14 protein-coding genes are annotated in these 18,379 nt (G+C 53.9%); all 14 read left to right on the top strand.

What is annotated here, in order from left to right; genetic code table 11:
* Nucleotides 1-220: 220 nt before the first annotated feature.
* Nucleotides 221-1,591 carry a DUF6242 domain-containing protein gene (locus Q0X57_RS02860; RefSeq protein WP_297727336.1) on the top strand — a complete coding sequence of 457 codons (1,371 nt, stop codon included), beginning with the start codon at nucleotides 221-223 and terminating at the stop codon, nucleotides 1,589-1,591.
* 18 nt (nucleotides 1,592-1,609) lie between these two features.
* Nucleotides 1,610-2,344, top strand: a complete 735-nt coding sequence (locus Q0X57_RS02855) for a hypothetical protein (RefSeq protein WP_297727333.1) — start codon at nucleotides 1,610-1,612, stop codon at nucleotides 2,342-2,344.
* Nucleotides 2,341-3,057: an isoprenyl transferase gene (locus tag Q0X57_RS02850; protein ID WP_297727330.1), complete on the top strand. Its 717-nt coding sequence runs from the start codon at nucleotides 2,341-2,343 to the stop codon at nucleotides 3,055-3,057. Before Q0X57_RS02855 ends, Q0X57_RS02850 begins: the two co-directional genes overlap by 4 nt.
* Before the next feature lie 39 nt (nucleotides 3,058-3,096).
* Complete coding sequence (locus tag Q0X57_RS02845) at nucleotides 3,097-5,817, top strand: POTRA domain-containing protein (protein WP_297727326.1); 2,721 nt, start codon at nucleotides 3,097-3,099, stop codon at nucleotides 5,815-5,817.
* A 97-nt stretch (nucleotides 5,818-5,914) separates the two neighbouring features.
* Nucleotides 5,915-6,433: an OmpH family outer membrane protein gene (locus Q0X57_RS02840; protein ID WP_025883252.1), complete on the top strand. Its 519-nt coding sequence runs from the start codon at nucleotides 5,915-5,917 to the stop codon at nucleotides 6,431-6,433.
* A 40-nt stretch (nucleotides 6,434-6,473) separates the two neighbouring features.
* Complete coding sequence (locus Q0X57_RS02835; protein WP_297727322.1) at nucleotides 6,474-6,974, top strand: OmpH family outer membrane protein; 501 nt, start codon at nucleotides 6,474-6,476, stop codon at nucleotides 6,972-6,974.
* 646 nt (nucleotides 6,975-7,620) lie between these two features.
* On the top strand, nucleotides 7,621-11,034 hold the full coding sequence (ileS, locus tag Q0X57_RS02830) for an isoleucine--tRNA ligase (protein WP_297727319.1): 3,414 nt from the start codon (nucleotides 7,621-7,623) through the stop codon (nucleotides 11,032-11,034).
* Nucleotides 11,035-11,120: 86 nt separating this feature from the next.
* Nucleotides 11,121-11,501, top strand: coding sequence for a TraR/DksA C4-type zinc finger protein (locus Q0X57_RS02825; RefSeq protein ID WP_297727317.1), 381 nt, complete (start codon nucleotides 11,121-11,123; stop codon nucleotides 11,499-11,501).
* 18 nt (nucleotides 11,502-11,519) lie between these two features.
* On the top strand, nucleotides 11,520-12,200 hold the full coding sequence (locus Q0X57_RS02820) for a lipoprotein signal peptidase (protein WP_297727315.1): 681 nt from the start codon (nucleotides 11,520-11,522) through the stop codon (nucleotides 12,198-12,200).
* A 6-nt stretch (nucleotides 12,201-12,206) separates the two neighbouring features.
* Entirely contained in the window at nucleotides 12,207-13,169 is a 963-nt protein-coding gene (locus Q0X57_RS02815; RefSeq protein ID WP_297727313.1) for a DUF4296 domain-containing protein, read from the top strand.
* Between the two features lie 40 nt (nucleotides 13,170-13,209).
* The gene (locus tag Q0X57_RS02810) at nucleotides 13,210-13,440 is read left to right on the top strand and encodes a hypothetical protein (protein ID WP_297727310.1); all 231 of its coding nucleotides are present in this window, start codon (nucleotides 13,210-13,212) and stop codon (nucleotides 13,438-13,440) included.
* A 469-nt stretch (nucleotides 13,441-13,909) separates the two neighbouring features.
* Nucleotides 13,910-16,528: an alanine--tRNA ligase gene (gene alaS, locus Q0X57_RS02805; protein WP_297727307.1), complete on the top strand. Its 2,619-nt coding sequence runs from the start codon at nucleotides 13,910-13,912 to the stop codon at nucleotides 16,526-16,528.
* A 25-nt stretch (nucleotides 16,529-16,553) separates the two neighbouring features.
* The gene (locus Q0X57_RS02800; protein ID WP_297727304.1) at nucleotides 16,554-17,648 is read left to right on the top strand and encodes a 3-dehydroquinate synthase family protein; all 1,095 of its coding nucleotides are present in this window, start codon (nucleotides 16,554-16,556) and stop codon (nucleotides 17,646-17,648) included.
* Between the two features lie 115 nt (nucleotides 17,649-17,763).
* Nucleotides 17,764-18,379 (top strand): Coenzyme F420 hydrogenase/dehydrogenase, beta subunit C-terminal domain (locus tag Q0X57_RS02795; RefSeq protein WP_297727301.1); only part of this gene is annotated, 616 nt, incomplete at its 3' end.

Raw genomic sequence — 18,379 nt, 5'->3', positions numbered from 1 at the left:
AACTTTCATTTCATTCTTCCGAAGTTTCATTTCATTCTTCCGAAGTTTTATTTCGGCGCTCGGTGGAGAATTTCCATTTCCTCGGGAGCTATTGGGGATTTCCTCGGGAGATATCGGACTTAGTGAAGATATAGAAGCAACTATAGCGCTTACTCGGTCCTGAGTCTAACCGCTATTTTCGCGGGAAGTAGTATCTTTGTCTTCATATCAAGTATTCTATATGATTCGCACCATACAATCTCTCCATAGATACCTATTCCTCGCCGTAGCTTTGCTACCGCTTATGGGTCTGCCCTCATGCCAGCGCAAGTCGCTTGTTGAAGATGTGCAGCTAGAGAGTGTACTAATCTCAGGGCTCAAGCTGAGTGACACGTCTGTCCCTGAGCTGGAGAAAACGATCTTCTCCATAGATCACCGAAAAGGGTTGATATACAACGCTCGTCCGCTGCCTAAGGGAACCAAAATAGGTAGGGTTAAGTTGAAGATAACAGCTTCGCCAGACGCACTGCCTAAGGTTTACATAGCAGGTGTCGAGCAACCCTCAACGTCAGGGGTGGACACGGTCAATATGTCCAAGTATGCGGAGGGGGTACGCATCGTGATGCACCATCGCAAGAATGCCTCTCTAACCAAGGAGTACAAGCTCAAGATAAACATCTACGACCGTGACCCCTACACCCACACATGGACGAAGTCCGCGCACGCAGCGCCAACCATAGCGATGAATGAAAATATCGTCCTGAGCCGTCTCGTGGACAATGGCGAGGCTTACTACTACTTCGCTCGCACCGATACCGAGAGGCATCTATGGCGTGCCTCGCACAAGGAGCCTGAGTTATGGCAAGAGGTGACGATATCTAAGAAGCTTGACTCACCCATTATGGACATCGCAGAGCGGGGTGGCAGTGATGCAATTCTCTGTCTGCAGGAGAGCGGGCAGATGGTCATCTATGAACATCAAGGTGGTAAGTGGAATCAGAGCAACGATTTGCCTGGTAGAGCTTCTTACCTCTTGGGCAACCTATACTATAGAGGAGCGAATACCCAGCTTGTGGCTGTGAAGTCTACCGATGGCGTACACTTCGGCAGTGAGCGTGGCATACGAGTTCCGAAGGCTTTCCCGCTTAAGGACAACGCTCGTCTTTCGCTCACCATCGAGTATCATCCTGTGGCTCTTCTAGTCGGGGGCTCCGTAGCAGATACCACGGCACTGGTCTACACCTCCTCCAATGGCCGTGACTGGCTTACACCTCACGATGCCAAGGTGGTAAGTAAGATCTGGCCAAGCAGTCTGCCAGGAGCTATGGTCTATGAGCCAAAAGACCAGACGATACTGCTTGTCAAGCCTGCCGCTCGTCCTAAGCATACTGAGCAACCAGCGATGCGTGTCTATGTATCGCTAGACCACGGCACTGTATGGCAGCCATTGACAGAGGAGTCGATACTTCCACCTCTCTACTATGACAAGGGGCAGAAGCATCAGCGTGGCTTAGCGCTTTACCGTGGCGATGATGGTCGCATTTATCTCTTCGGCGGACTAAAGGGTGGGGCTCCTACGCTTTGGATTGGGCAGCCTATTCGCTTTAAGTAAGTATACCCTCGTAGACTTATGCCGACTCGCTCCTGCCTTCTGGCTCCTCTCCTCTTGATGCTCTGCGCTGTCTCGCTGACGGCGCAGGAGTATCGCTATGAGATGGGAGGATATGTAGGTGCTGCGTCCTATCTAGGGAATGCGAATAGACGTATCCCCTTCGTACCGATAGGGGGAATGGGCGGAGTCGCTTTTCGCTATAATCACAACTTCCGGTTGGCCTTTTCGGGTGAACTGGGCTACAGCTTCCTCCCCTTCGACTGTCGCTATGCGCAGACAGACTATCCGCAGGCTAGGGAGGCTAATCAAGCTACCCGTGGAGCCTCTCATCTGTTGACGCTAAACGGCTGGGCGGAGTACAACTTTGCTCACTACAGCGACAAGTTTCGCTACCTGCAGACTCGCTCTTTGGTGCCTTATATAGGTGCTGGTCTCAGTGTCGGGACGACGCTCTCGGGGCACAAGATGGCTTTCCTGCCAGGGGCTGGCATCAAGACGGGGATCAAGTACAAGATTCGCAATCGCCTTAACTTGATTGCAGCACTGCAAGGTATCTATTACCTTAGCTCCCACCTGGACACGCCTACGGAGCAGACGGGCTGGCTCAACAACCCTTACGGGATGCCTGCGAACTGGATCAAGGGGGGCGACGCTACGATAGGCTTGATCGTGAGTATAACCTATGAATTTGGCAAGCGCAGCGAACCTTGTCACGGATCGGACAGCTACCCTAACTGGCAGACACCAAAATGATGAAACAGCAGACTCCGCAACATATAGCCATCATCATGGACGGCAATGGTCGCTGGGCTCAGCGACGAGGCCTGTCGCGTAGCTATGGACACAAGCAGGGTGTTGATGCCCTGGAGACTATCCTCAGTGCCGTAGCCGATCGGGGCATCCCATATCTGACGGTTTACGCCTTCAGTACAGAGAACTGGAACCGCCCAGAGACTGAGGTTAACTATATCATGCAGCTCCTAGCAGAGGGACTACATCACTACACGCCCCGCTTCATCAAGGAGGGAGTGCGGCTACGAGCCATCGGAGATATTGACCAGCTCCCCACCGAAACGGCAGCGCAGCTCAGAGACTCTATGGAGCAGACCAAGGATGGCAAGCGGATCACCCTAGGCATGGCGCTGAGCTACTCCTCCTATACGGAGGTCAGTCATGCGATACAGCATATCGTTGCGGATGTGCAGTCGGGACATCTCAGCAATGACGACCTGTCACGCCCCGATCTGATCAATGACTATCTCTACACTAGTGGTATGCCGATGCCTGACCTGCTCATTCGGACGGGTGGAGAGCAGCGGCTCTCGAACTTTCTCCTACTCCAATCAGCTTACACAGAGCTGTACTTCACAGACACATTATGGCCAGACTTTGATGAGGCAGAGCTGGATAAGGCGCTTGCAGACTTTGCCTTACGCCAGCGACGCTTCGGCACGGTGCCACAGTAAAACAAAGACCCATACATCACAGACCCATCAGATCTCCTAATGATGACAATGCAACGATATCACAATATACTCTTCGCACTTATAGCGCTCCTCGCGGTAACTACAGCGAGCGCGCAAGTTGCTACCACTCCAGCCGACACGATCTATGCCCCCACGATTGACTACGCTCGCCCCGTCACCAAGACCATTGCGGGCGTGACCATCACTGGTGCACAAGGGTACGACCAGGAGGTCTTGCTAGGCTATACGGGTCTCAAGGTAGGGGATCGGATAGAGATCCCAGGTGTAGCAACGACAGCTGTGGTACAGCAGTTTACACGCAACGGAGCCTTTGCCAATGCGCGTGTACTGGTGACTAAGTATGTGGGCGACAAAGTGTGGCTAGAGGTGCAGCTAGAGCAGCATCCTCGGATTGCCTCGGTCACTTACCACAACATCAAGAAGTCGGAGCAGGAAGACCTAGAGGCCAAGACGGGTCTACGTGAGAGCATGCAGCTCTCTCCCAATGTCCTCGACCGTACAGAGCAACTGATACAGAAGTATTACAATGAGAAGGGTTATAGCGAGATGGAGGTTACCTTTGATCAGCAGCCTGATCTATCTCGTGAAGGGTATGTCAAGCTCGGCATCACGGTCGATAAGAAGTACAAAACGAAGATAGCTAACATCTACTTCTCGGGAAATAAGGCGCTCTCCGACACCGATCTGCGTAAGGCGATGAAGAAGACGAACGAAGTCTTTCGCCTTAATCGTGGCAACCTCTGGAACTCTCTCTTAGAGCTCTTCCAGAGCAAGAAGTTTATCCAAGACACTTATCAGGAGGATCTGCGCAATATCCTAAATGCTTACCACAAGGCGGGTTACCGTGATGCGGAGATTCTCTCAGACTCCATCGCTCGCAATCCAAAGAACGATAAGCAGATCGACATCTTCATCAACATCTCCGAGGGGCATCGCTACTACATCAAGGATATCAACTTCGTCGGCAATACGAAGTTCCCTACGCCACTCCTCGAGGCTATGCTCGGTATGCAGCACGGAGACGTCTATGATCAGGATCGTCTTACGAAGCGTCTCTATGTCGAGGACGATGCTGTCGCCAACCTCTACTACAACAACGGATATATCTTCTCAGGCATAGATCCCGTGGAGACCTACGTTGAGGGCGACTCCGTATCGCTTGACCTGCGCATCGTTGAGGGTCCGCAGGCTACCATCGACAAGGTGATCATACGAGGCAACCATGACATCTACGAGGAGGTGGTCCGTCGTGAGCTCTATACGAAGCCAGGCAAGCTCTTTAGCAAGGAGGATATGATGAACTCCTGGATGACGCTCAATCAGCTCGGGCACTTTGATCCAGAGAAGAGCTTCCCCACGCCAATCCCCAACCCTCAGGAGGGTACTGTGGATATAGAGTACTCGCTGCAACGCAGGAACAATGACAAGTTTGAGCTCTCCTTCGGTTGGTCTCAGGCCGGTATCATCGGACGTGCGGGTATCAACTTTACCAACTTCTCGATCTACAACCTCTTCCACCCGAAGGCGTACCGTGGTTTCATCCCGCAGGGCGATGGGCAGACCCTCTCCTTGAATGCGATGAGTAATGGTCGCTACTATCACTCGTTTAGTATACAATTCTCCGACCCCTGGTTTGGTGGCAAGCGTCCGAACTTCTTTACGGCATCGCTCTTCTACTCCATGCAGACCGCTATCGATACCCGCTACTATAACAACCGTACGCAGGGCATGGGCTACTACCCAGGCTACTATGGCGGATACGGAGGCTATGGTGGCTACGGCGGTTACGGCTATGGCGGTTACGGGGGCTATGGCTACGATGGTGGGTACAGGCAGTCGCTGATGGAAAACGCATACAACCCCAACCAGTCTATGCACATCTTCGGAGCTACGGTCGGCTTCGGTAAGCGACTCAACTGGCCAGACAACTGGTTTAATGTCAATGCTACGCTCAACTATACCCACTACTACCTCCGAGACTGGGTCTACGAAACCTTCCAAGGCTTTCACAATGGTCACGCTAACGATATAAGCCTCACACTAGCGCTCTCGCGTAACTCGATCGATAACCCGATTTATACCCGTCGTGGCTCCTCCTTTACGCTTTCAGTCAGTGCTACGCCTCCATACTCCCTCTGGGACGGCATTGACTACTCCAACATCAATCTCAAGTCGGAGGATCGCTACCGCTTTGTGGAGTACCACAAGTGGAAGTTCTCTGGCAAGGTCTTCACACCGCTTATGAATCCTGTTACGGTGAAGTATACTCCAGTCCTTATGACCCGTCTAGATGCGGGCTTCATCGGTCACTATACACCGTTTAAGCGCTCACCCTTCGGCACCTACTACATGGGTGGTGACAACATGAGTGGCTACGTAGGCAACTTCCTCAACGAGACCATCCCGCTACGTGGATATAGCAACGGATCGATCGCTGGTGGCAACTATGACTACGCTTACGCCTATATGCGTATGATGGCTGAGCTACGTGTGCCCATTCTCTTTGAGGGGCAGTACAACGTATGGGGCGTCGCCTTCCTCGAGGCAGGTAATGCGTGGCGTGATCTTAGTAGTTTCAACGCTTTCAACCTCAAGCGCTCAGCCGGTGTCGGCTTCCGTATCACGCTACCTTTCCTCGGTATGCTCGGACTTGACTGGGGCTATGGCTTTGACAAGCCCGATGGCTCCTCACAGCGTGGCGGTAGCAACATTCACATCGTCATGGGACAGGAGTTCTAACTCCCTGAGTACGTGAGTAGACTGCTTGACCTCCTTAAACAAAGAGCTCCCCAAGCCATCTATACACACTAGTACGGACCTTCTAAACATCAATATTATGAGAAAGCATCTATATCTCCTCACACTCCTCCTAGCCCTTACGCTGGGAGCATCAGCACAGAAGTTTGCCCTTGTGGATATGCAGTATATCCTCAAGAACATCCCCAACTATGAGATGATGAATGAGCAGCTTGAGACCGTCTCTAAGCGTTGGCAGCAGGAAGTCAAGACGCTCCAAGACAAGGCTGAGACGCTCTATAAGAAGTATCAGAGCGACCTCGTCTTCCTCACTGCTGAGCAAAAGCGTCAGCGCGAAGAGGAGATCGTCAAGACCGAGCAGCAGGCCACCGAGCTACAAGGCAAGTACTTCGGACCCGAGGGTGAGCTCTTTGAGCGTCGCTCTAAGATGGTCAAGCCTCTGCAAGACGAGATATGGCAAGCAATCAAGGAGATCGCTTCGCAGAGCGGATTCCAGCTAGTTCTTGACCGCTCTACGGCAGGTATCGTCTTTGCCAATCCATCTATCGACATCAGCGACCAAGTCCTAGAGAAGCTAGGCTATGGACGCAAGCGCTAACCATATACATACGCATTATCAATAACTTAAATACAGAACAATGAAGACAAAGAATCTGTTTCTATCCCTACTCCTCCTCTTGCTCCCTATTGTAGCTACGGCTCAGCAGAAGATAGCAGTCGTCAACTCACAGGAGCTCCTCTCCGCAATGCCTGATATGAAGGTTGCTCAGGATCGTCTCCAAGAGCTGGACAAGAAGTACACCGCAGAGATGCAGACGATGAACGACGAGTATCAGAAGAAGCTCGAACTCTATATGAAGGACAAGGAGGGTCTCTCCGAGGCGCTCCTCAAGAGTCGTGAGCAGGAGCTCACTGACCTGCAAAATCGCATCCAGCGCTCCTATCAGGCTATGCAGCAAGACATGGAGAAGCAGCAAGGCACGCTCATGGCACCCATCCAGCAGAAGATCGTAGAGGCCATCAAGAAGGTAGGCGATGCAGGTGGCTATACCTACGTTATGGAGTCTACGATGATGCTCTACTCTGGGTCTTCTGCCGTAGATATCACGGCTCAGGTCAAGAAGCAGCTAGGCATCTAGTACGCTCACGACCAGCATAGCGAGCCAGCGGACTGGTCAATAGTTTCCCTCGGCTCCCATCATACGAAGCCCCACACTCTGCTCAGCAGACGTGGGGCTTTTTTGTATTTGTTCGGAAGATCTTCTTCATCGGCTATACGACTCGCAAGCATGTAGAAACTAGATGAGACTGTTGCATAAAGGCGAATTGCTGTGTTGCTTTCGGGATTGGCTTCGGGTACATGCGGAGGTGTGCTCCCTTCAGACCTTCCCTTCAGCGCCTTGCGCTTCATCCTTTCTGCAAAGTCAGGACAATCTTGGCAAGATTGTGAGACTATTGACTTTTGCAGCAGTCTCCAGATGCAAATCCCTCGGGGCTTTTTTATAATAGTTCATAAGGAATTGAAAATTCTTCACCGAGGGACGGAATGAAACTTCGGAAGAATGAAATGAAACTTCGGAAGAAAGAAATGAAAGTTCGGAAGAATTTGTTCGTCCTTCGCTGGATAATCAAAAATCTCTACGGAGAAATTGTTTGATTTCTTTCATTAAGACGTAGATGAGGTCATTTTGTATCAATACTTCGGTTTGGCAGTTGACGGACGATTAATAAGCTATTTGAGCGATATTCTGTATCTTTGTGGGCATATCTTATACGAAAGCTCCAATGAAGAAACCGTTTAAGGAATACCAGTCTGCCGACTTCGCACAGATCAACCAGGAGATGCTAGCTCAGTGGGAACAAGAGCAGCTCTTCCACCGCTCGCTACACCAGCGTGAGGATGCTCCTCTTTTTACCTTCTACGAGGGTCCTCCCTCGGCCAACGGAATGCCTGGCATACACCACGTCATAGCGCGCTCTATCAAGGATATCATCTGCCGCTACAAGACGATGCACGGCTACCGTGTAGATCGTCGTGCGGGCTGGGATACGCACGGTCTGCCTGTAGAGCTGGGTGTTGAGAAGAAGCTCGGCATCACCAAGGATGCGATCGGTAAGACCATCTCTGTCGCTGAGTACAATCAGACCTGCCGCAAGGAGGTGATGAAGTACACCGCCGAGTGGGAGTCGCTGACCAAGCAGATGGGTTACTGGGTCGACATGGAGCACCCCTACGTAACCTACAAGAATAAGTACATCGAGACGCTCTGGTACCTTCTCAAGGAGCTATACAAGAAAGGGTTACTATACAAAGGTCTATCCATACAGCCCTACAGCCCAGCCGCAGGCACGGGACTAAGCTCGCACGAGCTGAACCAGCCAGGGTGCTATCGTGATGTCAAGGATACGGTCTGTACCGCACAGTTTCGCATCATTGATGCACCTGAGTCACTTCGGGGGCGTGGTGAAAGCTTTTTCCTAGCTTGGACCACCACTCCGTGGACGCTTCCGTCGAATACGGCTCTCTGCGTGGGGCCATCGATCGAGTACTGCGCCGTGGAGACGTTCAACCCCTACAGCGCTATGCCGATTACGGTGGTACTCGCCACGACGCTTCTCGGCAGTTACTTTGACGCTGAGAGCGAGGTGAGCGAGCTCCCTGAGACGTGGGACAAGGAGACCTACAAGAAGGCTCCCTGGCACCGCCTCTCAACCTGCAAGGGTAGCGACCTCGTCGGTATTCACTACGAGCAGCTCATCCCGTGGGTCAATCCTGGCGAAGGAGCTTTCCGAGTCATCCCTGGCGACTATGTTAGCACCGAGGATGGTACTGGTATCGTACACATTGCACCGACCTTCGGAGCAGACGATGAGCGTGTTGCCAAGGCGGCGGGCGTTCCTCCTCTTCTAATGATAGACAACAAGGGGCAGCTGCGTCCGATGGTTGACTTGAAAGGGCGCTTTTACAAGATTGAGGCGCTAGATCATCAATTCCTCAAGGAGTCGGTCAATGTACCTCTCTACGACACCTACGCTGGGCGCTATGTCAAGAAGGATTACGATCCCAAGGACACACCTGACAAGGAGACGCTAGACGTAGATATATGCGTCATGCTCAAGCACGAGAACCGCGTCTTCCGAGTTGAGAAGCATACGCACAACTATCCCCACTGCTGGCGTACGGACAAGCCTATCCTCTACTACCCGCTAGATAGCTGGTTCATCCGCTCTACGGCGTGCCGTGAGGAGATGATGCGCCTCAATGAGACGATTGACTGGCATCCCGCAGCCATCGGGGTAGGACGCTTCGGCAAGTGGCTGGAGAACCTCCAGGACTGGAACCTCTCTCGTAGTCGCTACTGGGGTACCCCCCTCCCTATCTGGCGTACCGAGGATGGCGATGAGGAGATCTGCATCGGCTCTGTCGAGGAGCTTTACAAAGAGTGTGAGCGCGCAGTGCAGGCTGGTGTCATGTCGGCCAATCCGCTCGCAGGCTTTACCCCTGGCGACTACAGCGAGGAGAACTATGACAAGATCGATCTGCACCGTCCCTATGTTGACGAGATCACACTCGTGGCTCAGGATGGCAAGCGTCCGATGCGTCGTGAGAGCGATCTGATCGATGTATGGTTTGACTCGGGTGCGATGCCTTTTGCGCAGGTGCACTACCCCTTTGAGCATCGCGAGGAGGTCGAGAGTGGGAAGGTTTTCCCCGCCGACTTCATCGCTGAGGGCGTGGATCAGACGCGTGGTTGGTTCTTTACGCTCCATGCTATCGCTACGATGACGCAGGGGAGCATAGCCTTCAGAAATGTCCTCGTCAATGGGCTCGTCCTCGACAAGGATGGCAACAAGATGAGCAAGCGTCTAGGCAATGCGGTCGATCCCTTTGGAGTCATCCAGCAGTATGGCTCAGACCCCCTTCGCTGGTACATGATTACCAATGCCAATCCGTGGGAGAACATTCGCTTTGACCCGAAGGGTGTCGAGGAGGTGAGCCGCAAATACTTCGGCACGCTCTACAACACCTACCAGTTCTTCGCCCTCTATGGCAACTTGGACGGCTTCGATCCTGCCGTGGCGCAGATTCCCTATGCGGATCGTCCTGAGATAGATCGCTGGATCCTCTCGCGTCTCAACTCGCTCATCAAGGAGGTGGACGGCAAGCTGGCAAGCTACGACCCAACGCCTGCGGGACGTGCCATCGAGAACTTTGTCACAGAGCATTTGAGCAACTGGTATGTGCGTCTCTCGCGCAAGCGCTTCTGGGCGGGCTCTATGACCGATGACAAACTGAGTGCCTACCAGACGCTCTACCAGTGTCTCTCGGTAGTGGCTCAGCTGATGGCGCCTATTGCACCTTTCTACGCAGATAGACTCTACCGTGACCTGCACGAGGAGTCTGCGTCGGTGCACCTCTCCGACTATCCCGTAGCTAACGAGGCGCAGATAGACCTAGACCTAGAGCGCAGCATGGAGCTGGCTCAGATCTACTCAACTCTAGTCCTCTCCCTGCGTCGCAAGGTCAATATCAAGGTGCGTCAACCGCTTAGCGCCATCATGCTACCGGTCAATGACCCCGCCGACAAGATCCACATGGAGCAGGTTCACGACCTATTGCTCAGCGAGGTCAACGTGAAGGACATTCGCTTTGTTGATCCCTCAGACTCAATCTGGGTACGCACGGTCAAGCCCGACTTTAAGGCTCTAGGGCCTAAGGTGGGCAAAAATATGAAAGCGCTGGCAGCTCAGATCAGTGCGCTCTCTACTGAGCAGATCAATGAGCTGGAGCAGACGGGTCAGCTCACCCTGACGATCGGTGATCAGCCTATTGTGGTCGATCTCGGGGATGTACAGATCATTGCTCAGGATATCCCAGGCTGGACGGTCGCCAATGAGGGTCGTCACACGGTGGCTCTAGACATCACGCTCACTCCTGAGCTCATAGCAGAGGGTACGGCTCGTGAGTTTGTCAACCGCATACAGAACCTCCGCAAGCAGTCTGGCTACGAGGTCAACGATCACATCGAGCTACTCGTGATGGCTCCCGAGGAGGTTGTACAGGCGCTCCGTACTCATCAGGAGTACGTCCAGACGCAAGTACAGGCCGACATAATCGACTACTCCGAGGTGCTCAGCGATGCCGAGGAGATTGACCTTGACGGCACCCCGATAGCGGTACAAATCAGCAAAGTATAATACATAAACCACGGCGCCTGTAGGCGATAAAAGCTTTCCCCCCTAAAGAGCTTCGCCTACAGCGCACCAATAGATACACAAACAGTATGGAAGACAGCGGCAAGAAAAGATATAACCCCGAGGAGCTAGAGGAGTTTCGCATCCTCATTGAGAAGAAGATCGCTCAGGCTCGTGAAGATCTCAATATGCTCCGTGCGGACAACGCTAACGACATCAGCGACACGACGCCTACCTACAAGGATCTAGACGAGGGCGCCATCACTCAGGCTCGTCTGGAGAATGATGCTCAGGCACAGCGTCTGCAGGACTTCATCGAGAAGCTCGAGGCAGCTCTCCTACGCATCCAAAACGGCACTTATGGGATCTGCTCCGTCACGGGCAAGCTTATTCCCAAGGAGCGTCTCCGTGCGGTACCTCATACGACGAAGAGTATCGAGGCTAAGCTCAATCGCGACAAGCGTAAGTAAAGTCATCCCGCACCTCATATGACTCGAACTAGCCAGCGCCACTGGATTGTCGCAGGGCTCATTCTGCTTCTCATCGTCATTGATCAGGTCGTCAAGATTTGGATCAAGACGCATATGTACGTTGGTCAGGAGTACCACATCTTCGACTGGTTTCGCATCTACTTTGTAGAGAACCGTGGCATGGCCTACGGTGTGGAACTGGGGAGCAAGCTCCTCCTGACCGCCTTCCGCATCGTAGCGATGATTGGGCTAGGCGTTTGGCTCACCCGCTTCGTTCGGCAGTGCAGGCACTACTCGCTAGGCTTTTGCATTATCATAGGACTCGTGCTCGCAGGAGGCATCGGCAATCTCATTGACTCCCTCTTCTACGGACAGCTCTTCACCTCCTCCATCGGACAGGTGGCACAGTTTGTCCCTACGACAGCAGGAGCGGTAGGCTATGCCCCGTGGCTTGAGGGACATGTGGTTGATATGCTCTACTTCCCCCTCTTCACGACGGTACTGCCCGAGTGGTTTCCGATAGGTGGTGGCGAGCCGTACACCTTCTTCAGCCCCATCTTTAACATTGCCGACAGCTGCATCACCGTAGGCGTGCTGGCGCTACTCATCTGCTATCCACGCACCACGACACGTGCGCTTGACCGTCTTTGGATCTATCTCCGAGGCAAGCATCGCCACACGAGTAAACGAGCTAAGTAAGCGATAATGCGAGCCTTCAGTGTTAAGACCTCTTTGCTCAAGCTTGGGCTACTGAGCGTGCTGCTACTCCTACTCGGGAGTGGCTGCAAGAAGCGCTCGTGGCAACGCATACCGAATGATAAGCTGGAGCAAATACTCACCGAGCTCTACTCAGCTCGTGGGATAGGTCAGACACTCTACCTTAGCTCCGACCAGCAAGACTCGATCTACGTCTCCATACTTCAGGCTCATGGTGTATCTCAGGAGGATCTAGACAGCACTATCTACTACCTCTCCGCCTCCAAGGCTAGGCTCCTTCAGAAGATCATCGCTCAGTCCTCAGCTAGTATACAGCGAGAGGTCGATATATTGGAGCGCACGACAGGCTTCTTCAAGATTGGCCTGGAGGGTGACGAGGGCAACTTCTACTCGCCACTACCCGACACGCTTTCCTATCCTGTCACTCCGCTGTCCACCTATCCTATCTGCATCAATAGTAGACAGAGCAGCTACCTCTGGAAGGTAGCTCTCGCAGACCTACCTCACCTCCCCGACACCATACATCAGATAGAGATACAGGGACTCATCAGTGGCTCACACATACCAGAGCAGGGACAGATGCCGTGCATAGCGCTCTCCAAGCAGTTGGACGCTAAGACTCCGCCCTTAGCTATGGAGAGTGTGTCAACAAGGTTGCCCATCGGAGGAGTCTTCGTGCTCACCCTAGGAGAGTCTGCGCCAGAGAGTACAGCAGAGCCAAGCGAACCTGAAGAGCCTACCATCCCAACCGATAGTATATTAAGTGGTCTGACGGATAGCCTCGCAAATAGCCTCCCCGAGAGTGCCCCGAAAAAAGAGCGCAAACGCGCTGTCCCGCACTTCTCTGCAAAAGACACTCTCACCATCGCCATCTACAGCCTACCGACAGACTATCTAGGTACGCAGTCGCTACACTTCAGGCTACATGACCTCCGCATCATCGCTCGCTAAGGTCAGTTCGTAGCCCCCTAGCAAGCGTAGCACCAGACCGATGGCTCGACAGATCATCCTACACCCAGGCGAACGGATCGCGCTTCGACAGTTGCTTTACCGTGGGGAGCTCCTGCACTCCGTCCTACTCACCTACCACGACCGTGAGCGAGGCATTGAGCTAACCTCATGGCATCACGACGAGCCCCCGCACACGCTCTACTACTCAGGCACCTGGCGCCTCATTGAAGACGACGACGCTGACCACCACTATCTATTACGCTTTGAGTAGCTACCCCCCCGTCTTTGATGGGGCGGACGCATTATAGCGGACGAATGCATTTACGTCTCTATGGCAGAAATCTGAAAGGTGGAGGAAATCGGGAAATTCATCCGTAGATATTCTGGATTATCCAGCGAGGAAACGAAAAATTCTTCGGAACTTCGAAATCTTTCTTCCGAAGTTTCATCTCATTCTTCCGAACTTTTATTTCCCGGTTCCGTGGGGAATTTTTGTTTGCTCACTGGAGATTCTCGATTCCCTCGGTAGAGATTGAAATCAGCGGAGAAGTAAAAAAACTATCAAGTGGCTCTATACCGCTCTGTAGCGAAGATTTAGCCCTATACTCCTTGCAAGTCATCAACGAGAAGCGGATTATAAAGCGTCAGCCCTGTTGATAGCTCTCTAATCTCTAACTTCTAACCTCTAATTTCGTATCTTTGTAGCGTATTAAGTATTGGCATAGCATGCTTTATAGATTATGATGACAGCACACGATATACGACAAGCCTTCCTCGACTTCTTTGAGGAACACGGACACCGCATAGTCCCTTCGGCACCGATGGTGATCAAGGACGACCCCACACTTATGTTTACCAATGCCGGGATGAACCAGTTTAAGGATATCATCCTGGGCAATAAAGAGCCTCAGTATCGTCGTGCAGCAGACTCGCAAAAGTGCCTTCGCGTCAGCGGTAAGCACAACGACCTCGAGGAGGTAGGACGCGATACCTACCACCACACCATGTTTGAGATGCTGGGCAACTGGTCCTTTGGCGATTACTTCAAGAAAGAGGCTATCGAGTTCGCCTGGACCTTCCTCACGGAGCGCCTCCATCTGCCCAAGGATCGGCTCTACGTGACCGTCTTCGGCGGTAGTGCCGAGGAGGGGTTGAGCCGTGACGACGAGGCGGCCGGTTACTGGCTTCAGCACACCACGGAGGATCGAATCATCGATGGCTCTCGCAAGGACAACTTCTGGGAGATGGGCGACACCGGTCCCTGCGGTCCCTGCTCCGAGATACACATTGACCTGCGTAGCGAGGAGGAGCGTCAGGAGATCTGCGGTCGTGACCTAGTCAATAAGGATCACCCGCTAGTCATCGAGATCTGGAACCTCGTCTTCATGCAGTACGACCGCAAGGCTGACGGGCATCTAGAGCCCCTACCTCACAAGGTGATCGATACGGGTATGGGCTTCGAGCGCCTCTGTATGGCTATGCAGGGTAAGAAGTCCAACTACGACACCGACCTCTTCACCCCTCTGATACGCGCCATCGAGACGCTCAGCGGGGAGCAGTACGGTCAGAACGAGCAGGTGGACATAGCCATGCGTGTCGTCGCTGACCACATCCGTACGATTGCTTTTGCCATTGCCGACGGACAGCTCCCGAGCAACGCTAAGGCGGGCTACGTGATCCGTCGTATCCTACGTCGTGCCGTGCGCTACGCCTACACCTTCCTCCATGCCGATGAGCCGATGCTCTACACGCTCCTCCCCACGCTCAATGAGGTGATGGGTGGTGCTTACCCCGAGATCGTGGCTCAGCGCGAACTGATCGCTTCGGTGATCAAAGAAGAGGAGGAAAGCTTCCTACGCACCCTCGCTCAGGGGCTCAAGCTCCTAGAAAGCAAAATTCAAGAGCTACCCCAAGATGCGAAAGTTCTATCGGGTGCCGACGCTTTCGTCCTGTACGACACCTACGGCTTTCCACTAGACCTCACGGAGTTGATCCTATCGGAGCGTGGTATGACGCTTGATCAGGTCGCTTTTGACAAGCTCATGCAGGAGCAGAAGAGCCGTGCCCGTCAGGCTGCAGCTGTCGACGCAGCCGACTGGGAAGTCCTCGACGAGGAGACCTCCGAGAGCACCTTCGTAGGCTACGAGACGCTCCAGATAGAGACGCATATCCTGCGCTACCGCAAGGTGGCTGACAAGAAGCACAGCTACTATCAGGTGGTGCTGGCGGAGACACCCTTCTACGCTGAGATGGGTGGTCAGGTCGGTGACAAGGGCGTGCTCATCGCTCAGGACGGCACCGAGTACCCGATCCTAGACACCAAGCGGGAGAACAACCTCACCGTCCATATCCTCTCCACCCTCCCCGCAGATCCCAAGCAGCCGCTCATCGCTCGTGTAGGGGCTGAGCTACGTCACCTCACGGAGGCAAACCATACGGCAACGCACCTGATGCACCACGCTCTGAGAGCCGTGCTTGGCTCCCATGTAGAGCAAAAGGGTTCGCTTGTTTCGGCAGACCTGCTACGCTTTGACTTCTCACACTTCAAGAAGGTAACTCCCGAAGAGATTGCTGAGGTAGAGCGTCTGGTCAATGCGGAGATTCGTGCCGACAGACCTCGTGACGAGCGTCGCAATGTACCGATTGCTCAGGCTAAGGAGATGGGTGCGATGGCACTCTTTGGCGAGAAGTATGGCGACGAGGTTCGTGTCATCAAGTATGGCGACTCGGTCGAGCTATGCGGTGGTACCCACGTGGCTAGCACGGGACAGATAGGCTTTTTCAAGATTATCAGCGAGGGATCTATTGCCGCTGGTATCAGACGTATCGAGGCGGTCACAGGTCCCAAGGCGGAGGAGTATGTACACCATCTGGAGGAGCAGTTGCAGCTCTTCAACGAGCGACTCAACAATGTGCCCGATCCGCTCAAGGCGCTAGACCGACTGATTGCCGAAAGTGCCGAGCAGCGCAAGGCTATCGAGCAGTACACCAAAGCTCAGGCGGAGCAAATAGCTCTGCAGGCTCTAGCCGATCAGATGAAGCGTGGCGAGACTACCATTGTCACCGTCAATAAGTCCATGAGTAGCGATGTCTCTAAGGATGTCGCTGGCACCATCCGTGAGCGACTACAGGGCTCTTACCTAGCGCTCATCGGTGCTGCCGAGGAGGGCAAGTGCACCCTCACGGTAATCCTCTCGCCAGACCTTGTCGACAAGGGGCTCAACGCAGGCAAGCTCATCAAGGAGGTCGCCTCGCTCATCAAGGGCGGGGGCGGTGGTCAGCCACACTTTGCAACGGCTGGTGGACGCAACCCTGAGGGGCTCCAAGCAGCCATCGACCATATCGTCTCGCTGATTTAGCAGCTAGCCCAAATAGCTAGACCAGATGCCACCCCTAGCCTTCATCTCCACCCAGTCAAGGGTGCTCGTGGGCAATCTAATGGGCGACTACCTGCGGGAGTTGCTCCGCCAAGGTAAGCCCGAGAGCTACTACCTACTGGCAGATGAGCAGGTGTGGCATCTGAGCCAAGAGCTTATAGCGAAAAACTATCCCGAACTAACGGAGCTACCCCGCTATCTGATCAATGACCCTGAGGAGGCGAAGAGCCTCGAGGGCATCACTGAGATGGCACGCTGGCTCCTAGAGCAGGGTGCCACGCGTGGAGCTACACTCATCGCGCTAGGCGGTGGAGCCGTGAGCGATGCCGTTGGCTTCCTCGCTCAGATCTATATGCGGGGCATCTCGCTCGTCCTACTCCCCACGACGCTCCTCGCCATGGCAGACGCTGCTGTGGGGGGCAAATGCGGGGTCAACTTTGCGGGTGTCAAGAACCTCCTCGGAGCTTTTGCCGATGAAGCTGCCACGCTGACGCTCTGCGACACAGCTTGGCTGGAGAGCCTCCCAGAGGAGGAGCTACGCTCAGGCTGTGGCGAGCTGATCAAGTATGGTCTGCTCGTTGGTCCCGACCTGTGGCGCCGGCTACTGCAGGTACTGCCCGAGCAACCGCTCTCCCTAGAACAACTCACCCCGCTCATTCGTGAGGCGGTGCAGTTCAAGCTCAACATCGTGGCTCAGGATCGTCTAGACCAGGGGCTGCGTCACCAGCTTAACCTGGGGCACACCTTCGGACATGCCTTTGAGGCGTGGAGCCATCAGCACAGCGACACGCCTTTGCTGCATGGCGAGGCGGTCGCTCTAGGACTCGTGCCCGAGCTATATCTCTCGCATGTCAAGCTGGGCTTCCCCAAGGAGGTGCTACACCAGTTGCTCGCCGTAGTGCAGGAGATGTACCGTCCGCTCTCCATCACCTGCCGAGACTACGATGCGCTCAGGGAGCTAATGCTCCACGACAAGAAGAATAGCGATGCCCAGCGCATCACCACCGTCGCCCTCTCGGCCATCGGTGAGGTCCACGAACTACAAAACGCACCTCTTGACATCACCGAGGCGCTCGACTACTACCAAGACACGATGCTGTAAGAGTTCTAGCTCCTCATCGGAGACTCATAATGGTCAGCCTTATGCGTCACGTCTGTTTTTGTGATTGTTACCAAGCGAATGGTTAACTTTGTGGTGCACTAGAGACTGAGACACGATGATACAGATAGAGGACAAGCGGCGTTGCTGTGGCTGCGAAGCGTGCCGACAGGTGTGCCCCAAGGAGTGCATACGACTGGAGCGTGACGAGGAGGGCTTTGGCTATCCAGTCGTCGATCTGGAGCGTTGCATCGAGTGTCATAAGTGTGAGCGGGTCTGCCCCTTTATGCAGCTGGGCGCACCTCGTGAGCCACTGGCTGTCTATGCCGCATGTGCTACCGACGAAGGGCTCCGCGAGGCGAGTTCGTCGGGAGGACTCTTTACGCTACTTGCTGAGGAAACGCTAAGTCGTGGGGGCGTGGTCTTTGGGGCGCGATTTGATGAGACTTGGGGCGTCTGTCACGACTATACGGAGACGGTTGAGGGGCTGGCACCCTTTCGGGGTAGTAAGTACCTGCAGAGCCGTATAGGCGATAACTATCAGCGGGCGGAGCTGTTTCTCAAAGAGGGACGACCCGTCCTCTTCACTGGGACTCCCTGTCAGATCAAAGGGCTGGTACACTACCTCGGGCGTGCCTACGACAACTTGACAACGGTCGATGTGGTCTGCCACGGCGTACCCTCACCGATGGTGTGGCAAAGGTATCTGACGACACTGCGAGCAGGGCAGGGAG

It is taken from the genome of uncultured Porphyromonas sp. (assembly GCF_947254915.1).
GTDB lineage: Bacteria > Bacteroidota > Bacteroidia > Bacteroidales > Porphyromonadaceae > Porphyromonas.
The sequence above is the reverse complement of the archived record's forward strand: the minus strand, read 5'-3'. Positions and strand labels throughout refer to the sequence as shown.

Bases quoted from the DNA above. Each gene is read 5' to 3' on its own strand.
- Q0X57_RS02845 (WP_297727326.1), top strand. From the start codon at position 3,097: ATGATGACAATGCAACGATATCACAATATACTCTTCGCACTTATAGCG.
- Q0X57_RS02840 (WP_025883252.1), top strand. From the start codon at position 5,915: ATGAGAAAGCATCTATATCTCCTCACACTCCTCCTAGCCCTTACGCTG.
- Q0X57_RS02800 (WP_297727304.1), top strand. From the start codon at position 16,554: ATGCCACCCCTAGCCTTCATCTCCACCCAGTCAAGGGTGCTCGTGGGC.
- Q0X57_RS02835 (WP_297727322.1), top strand. From the start codon at position 6,474: ATGAAGACAAAGAATCTGTTTCTATCCCTACTCCTCCTCTTGCTCCCT.
- Q0X57_RS02815 (WP_297727313.1), top strand. From the start codon at position 12,207: ATGCGAGCCTTCAGTGTTAAGACCTCTTTGCTCAAGCTTGGGCTACTG.
- Q0X57_RS02825 (WP_297727317.1), top strand. From the start codon at position 11,121: ATGGAAGACAGCGGCAAGAAAAGATATAACCCCGAGGAGCTAGAGGAG.
- alaS (WP_297727307.1), top strand. From the start codon at position 13,910: ATGATGACAGCACACGATATACGACAAGCCTTCCTCGACTTCTTTGAG.
- Q0X57_RS02810 (WP_297727310.1), top strand. From the start codon at position 13,210: ATGGCTCGACAGATCATCCTACACCCAGGCGAACGGATCGCGCTTCGA.
- ileS (WP_297727319.1), top strand. From the start codon at position 7,621: ATGAAGAAACCGTTTAAGGAATACCAGTCTGCCGACTTCGCACAGATC.
- Q0X57_RS02855 (WP_297727333.1), top strand. From the start codon at position 1,610: ATGCCGACTCGCTCCTGCCTTCTGGCTCCTCTCCTCTTGATGCTCTGC.
- Q0X57_RS02860 (WP_297727336.1), top strand. From the start codon at position 221: ATGATTCGCACCATACAATCTCTCCATAGATACCTATTCCTCGCCGTA.
- Q0X57_RS02820 (WP_297727315.1), top strand. From the start codon at position 11,520: ATGACTCGAACTAGCCAGCGCCACTGGATTGTCGCAGGGCTCATTCTG.
- Q0X57_RS02850 (WP_297727330.1), top strand. From the start codon at position 2,341: ATGATGAAACAGCAGACTCCGCAACATATAGCCATCATCATGGACGGC.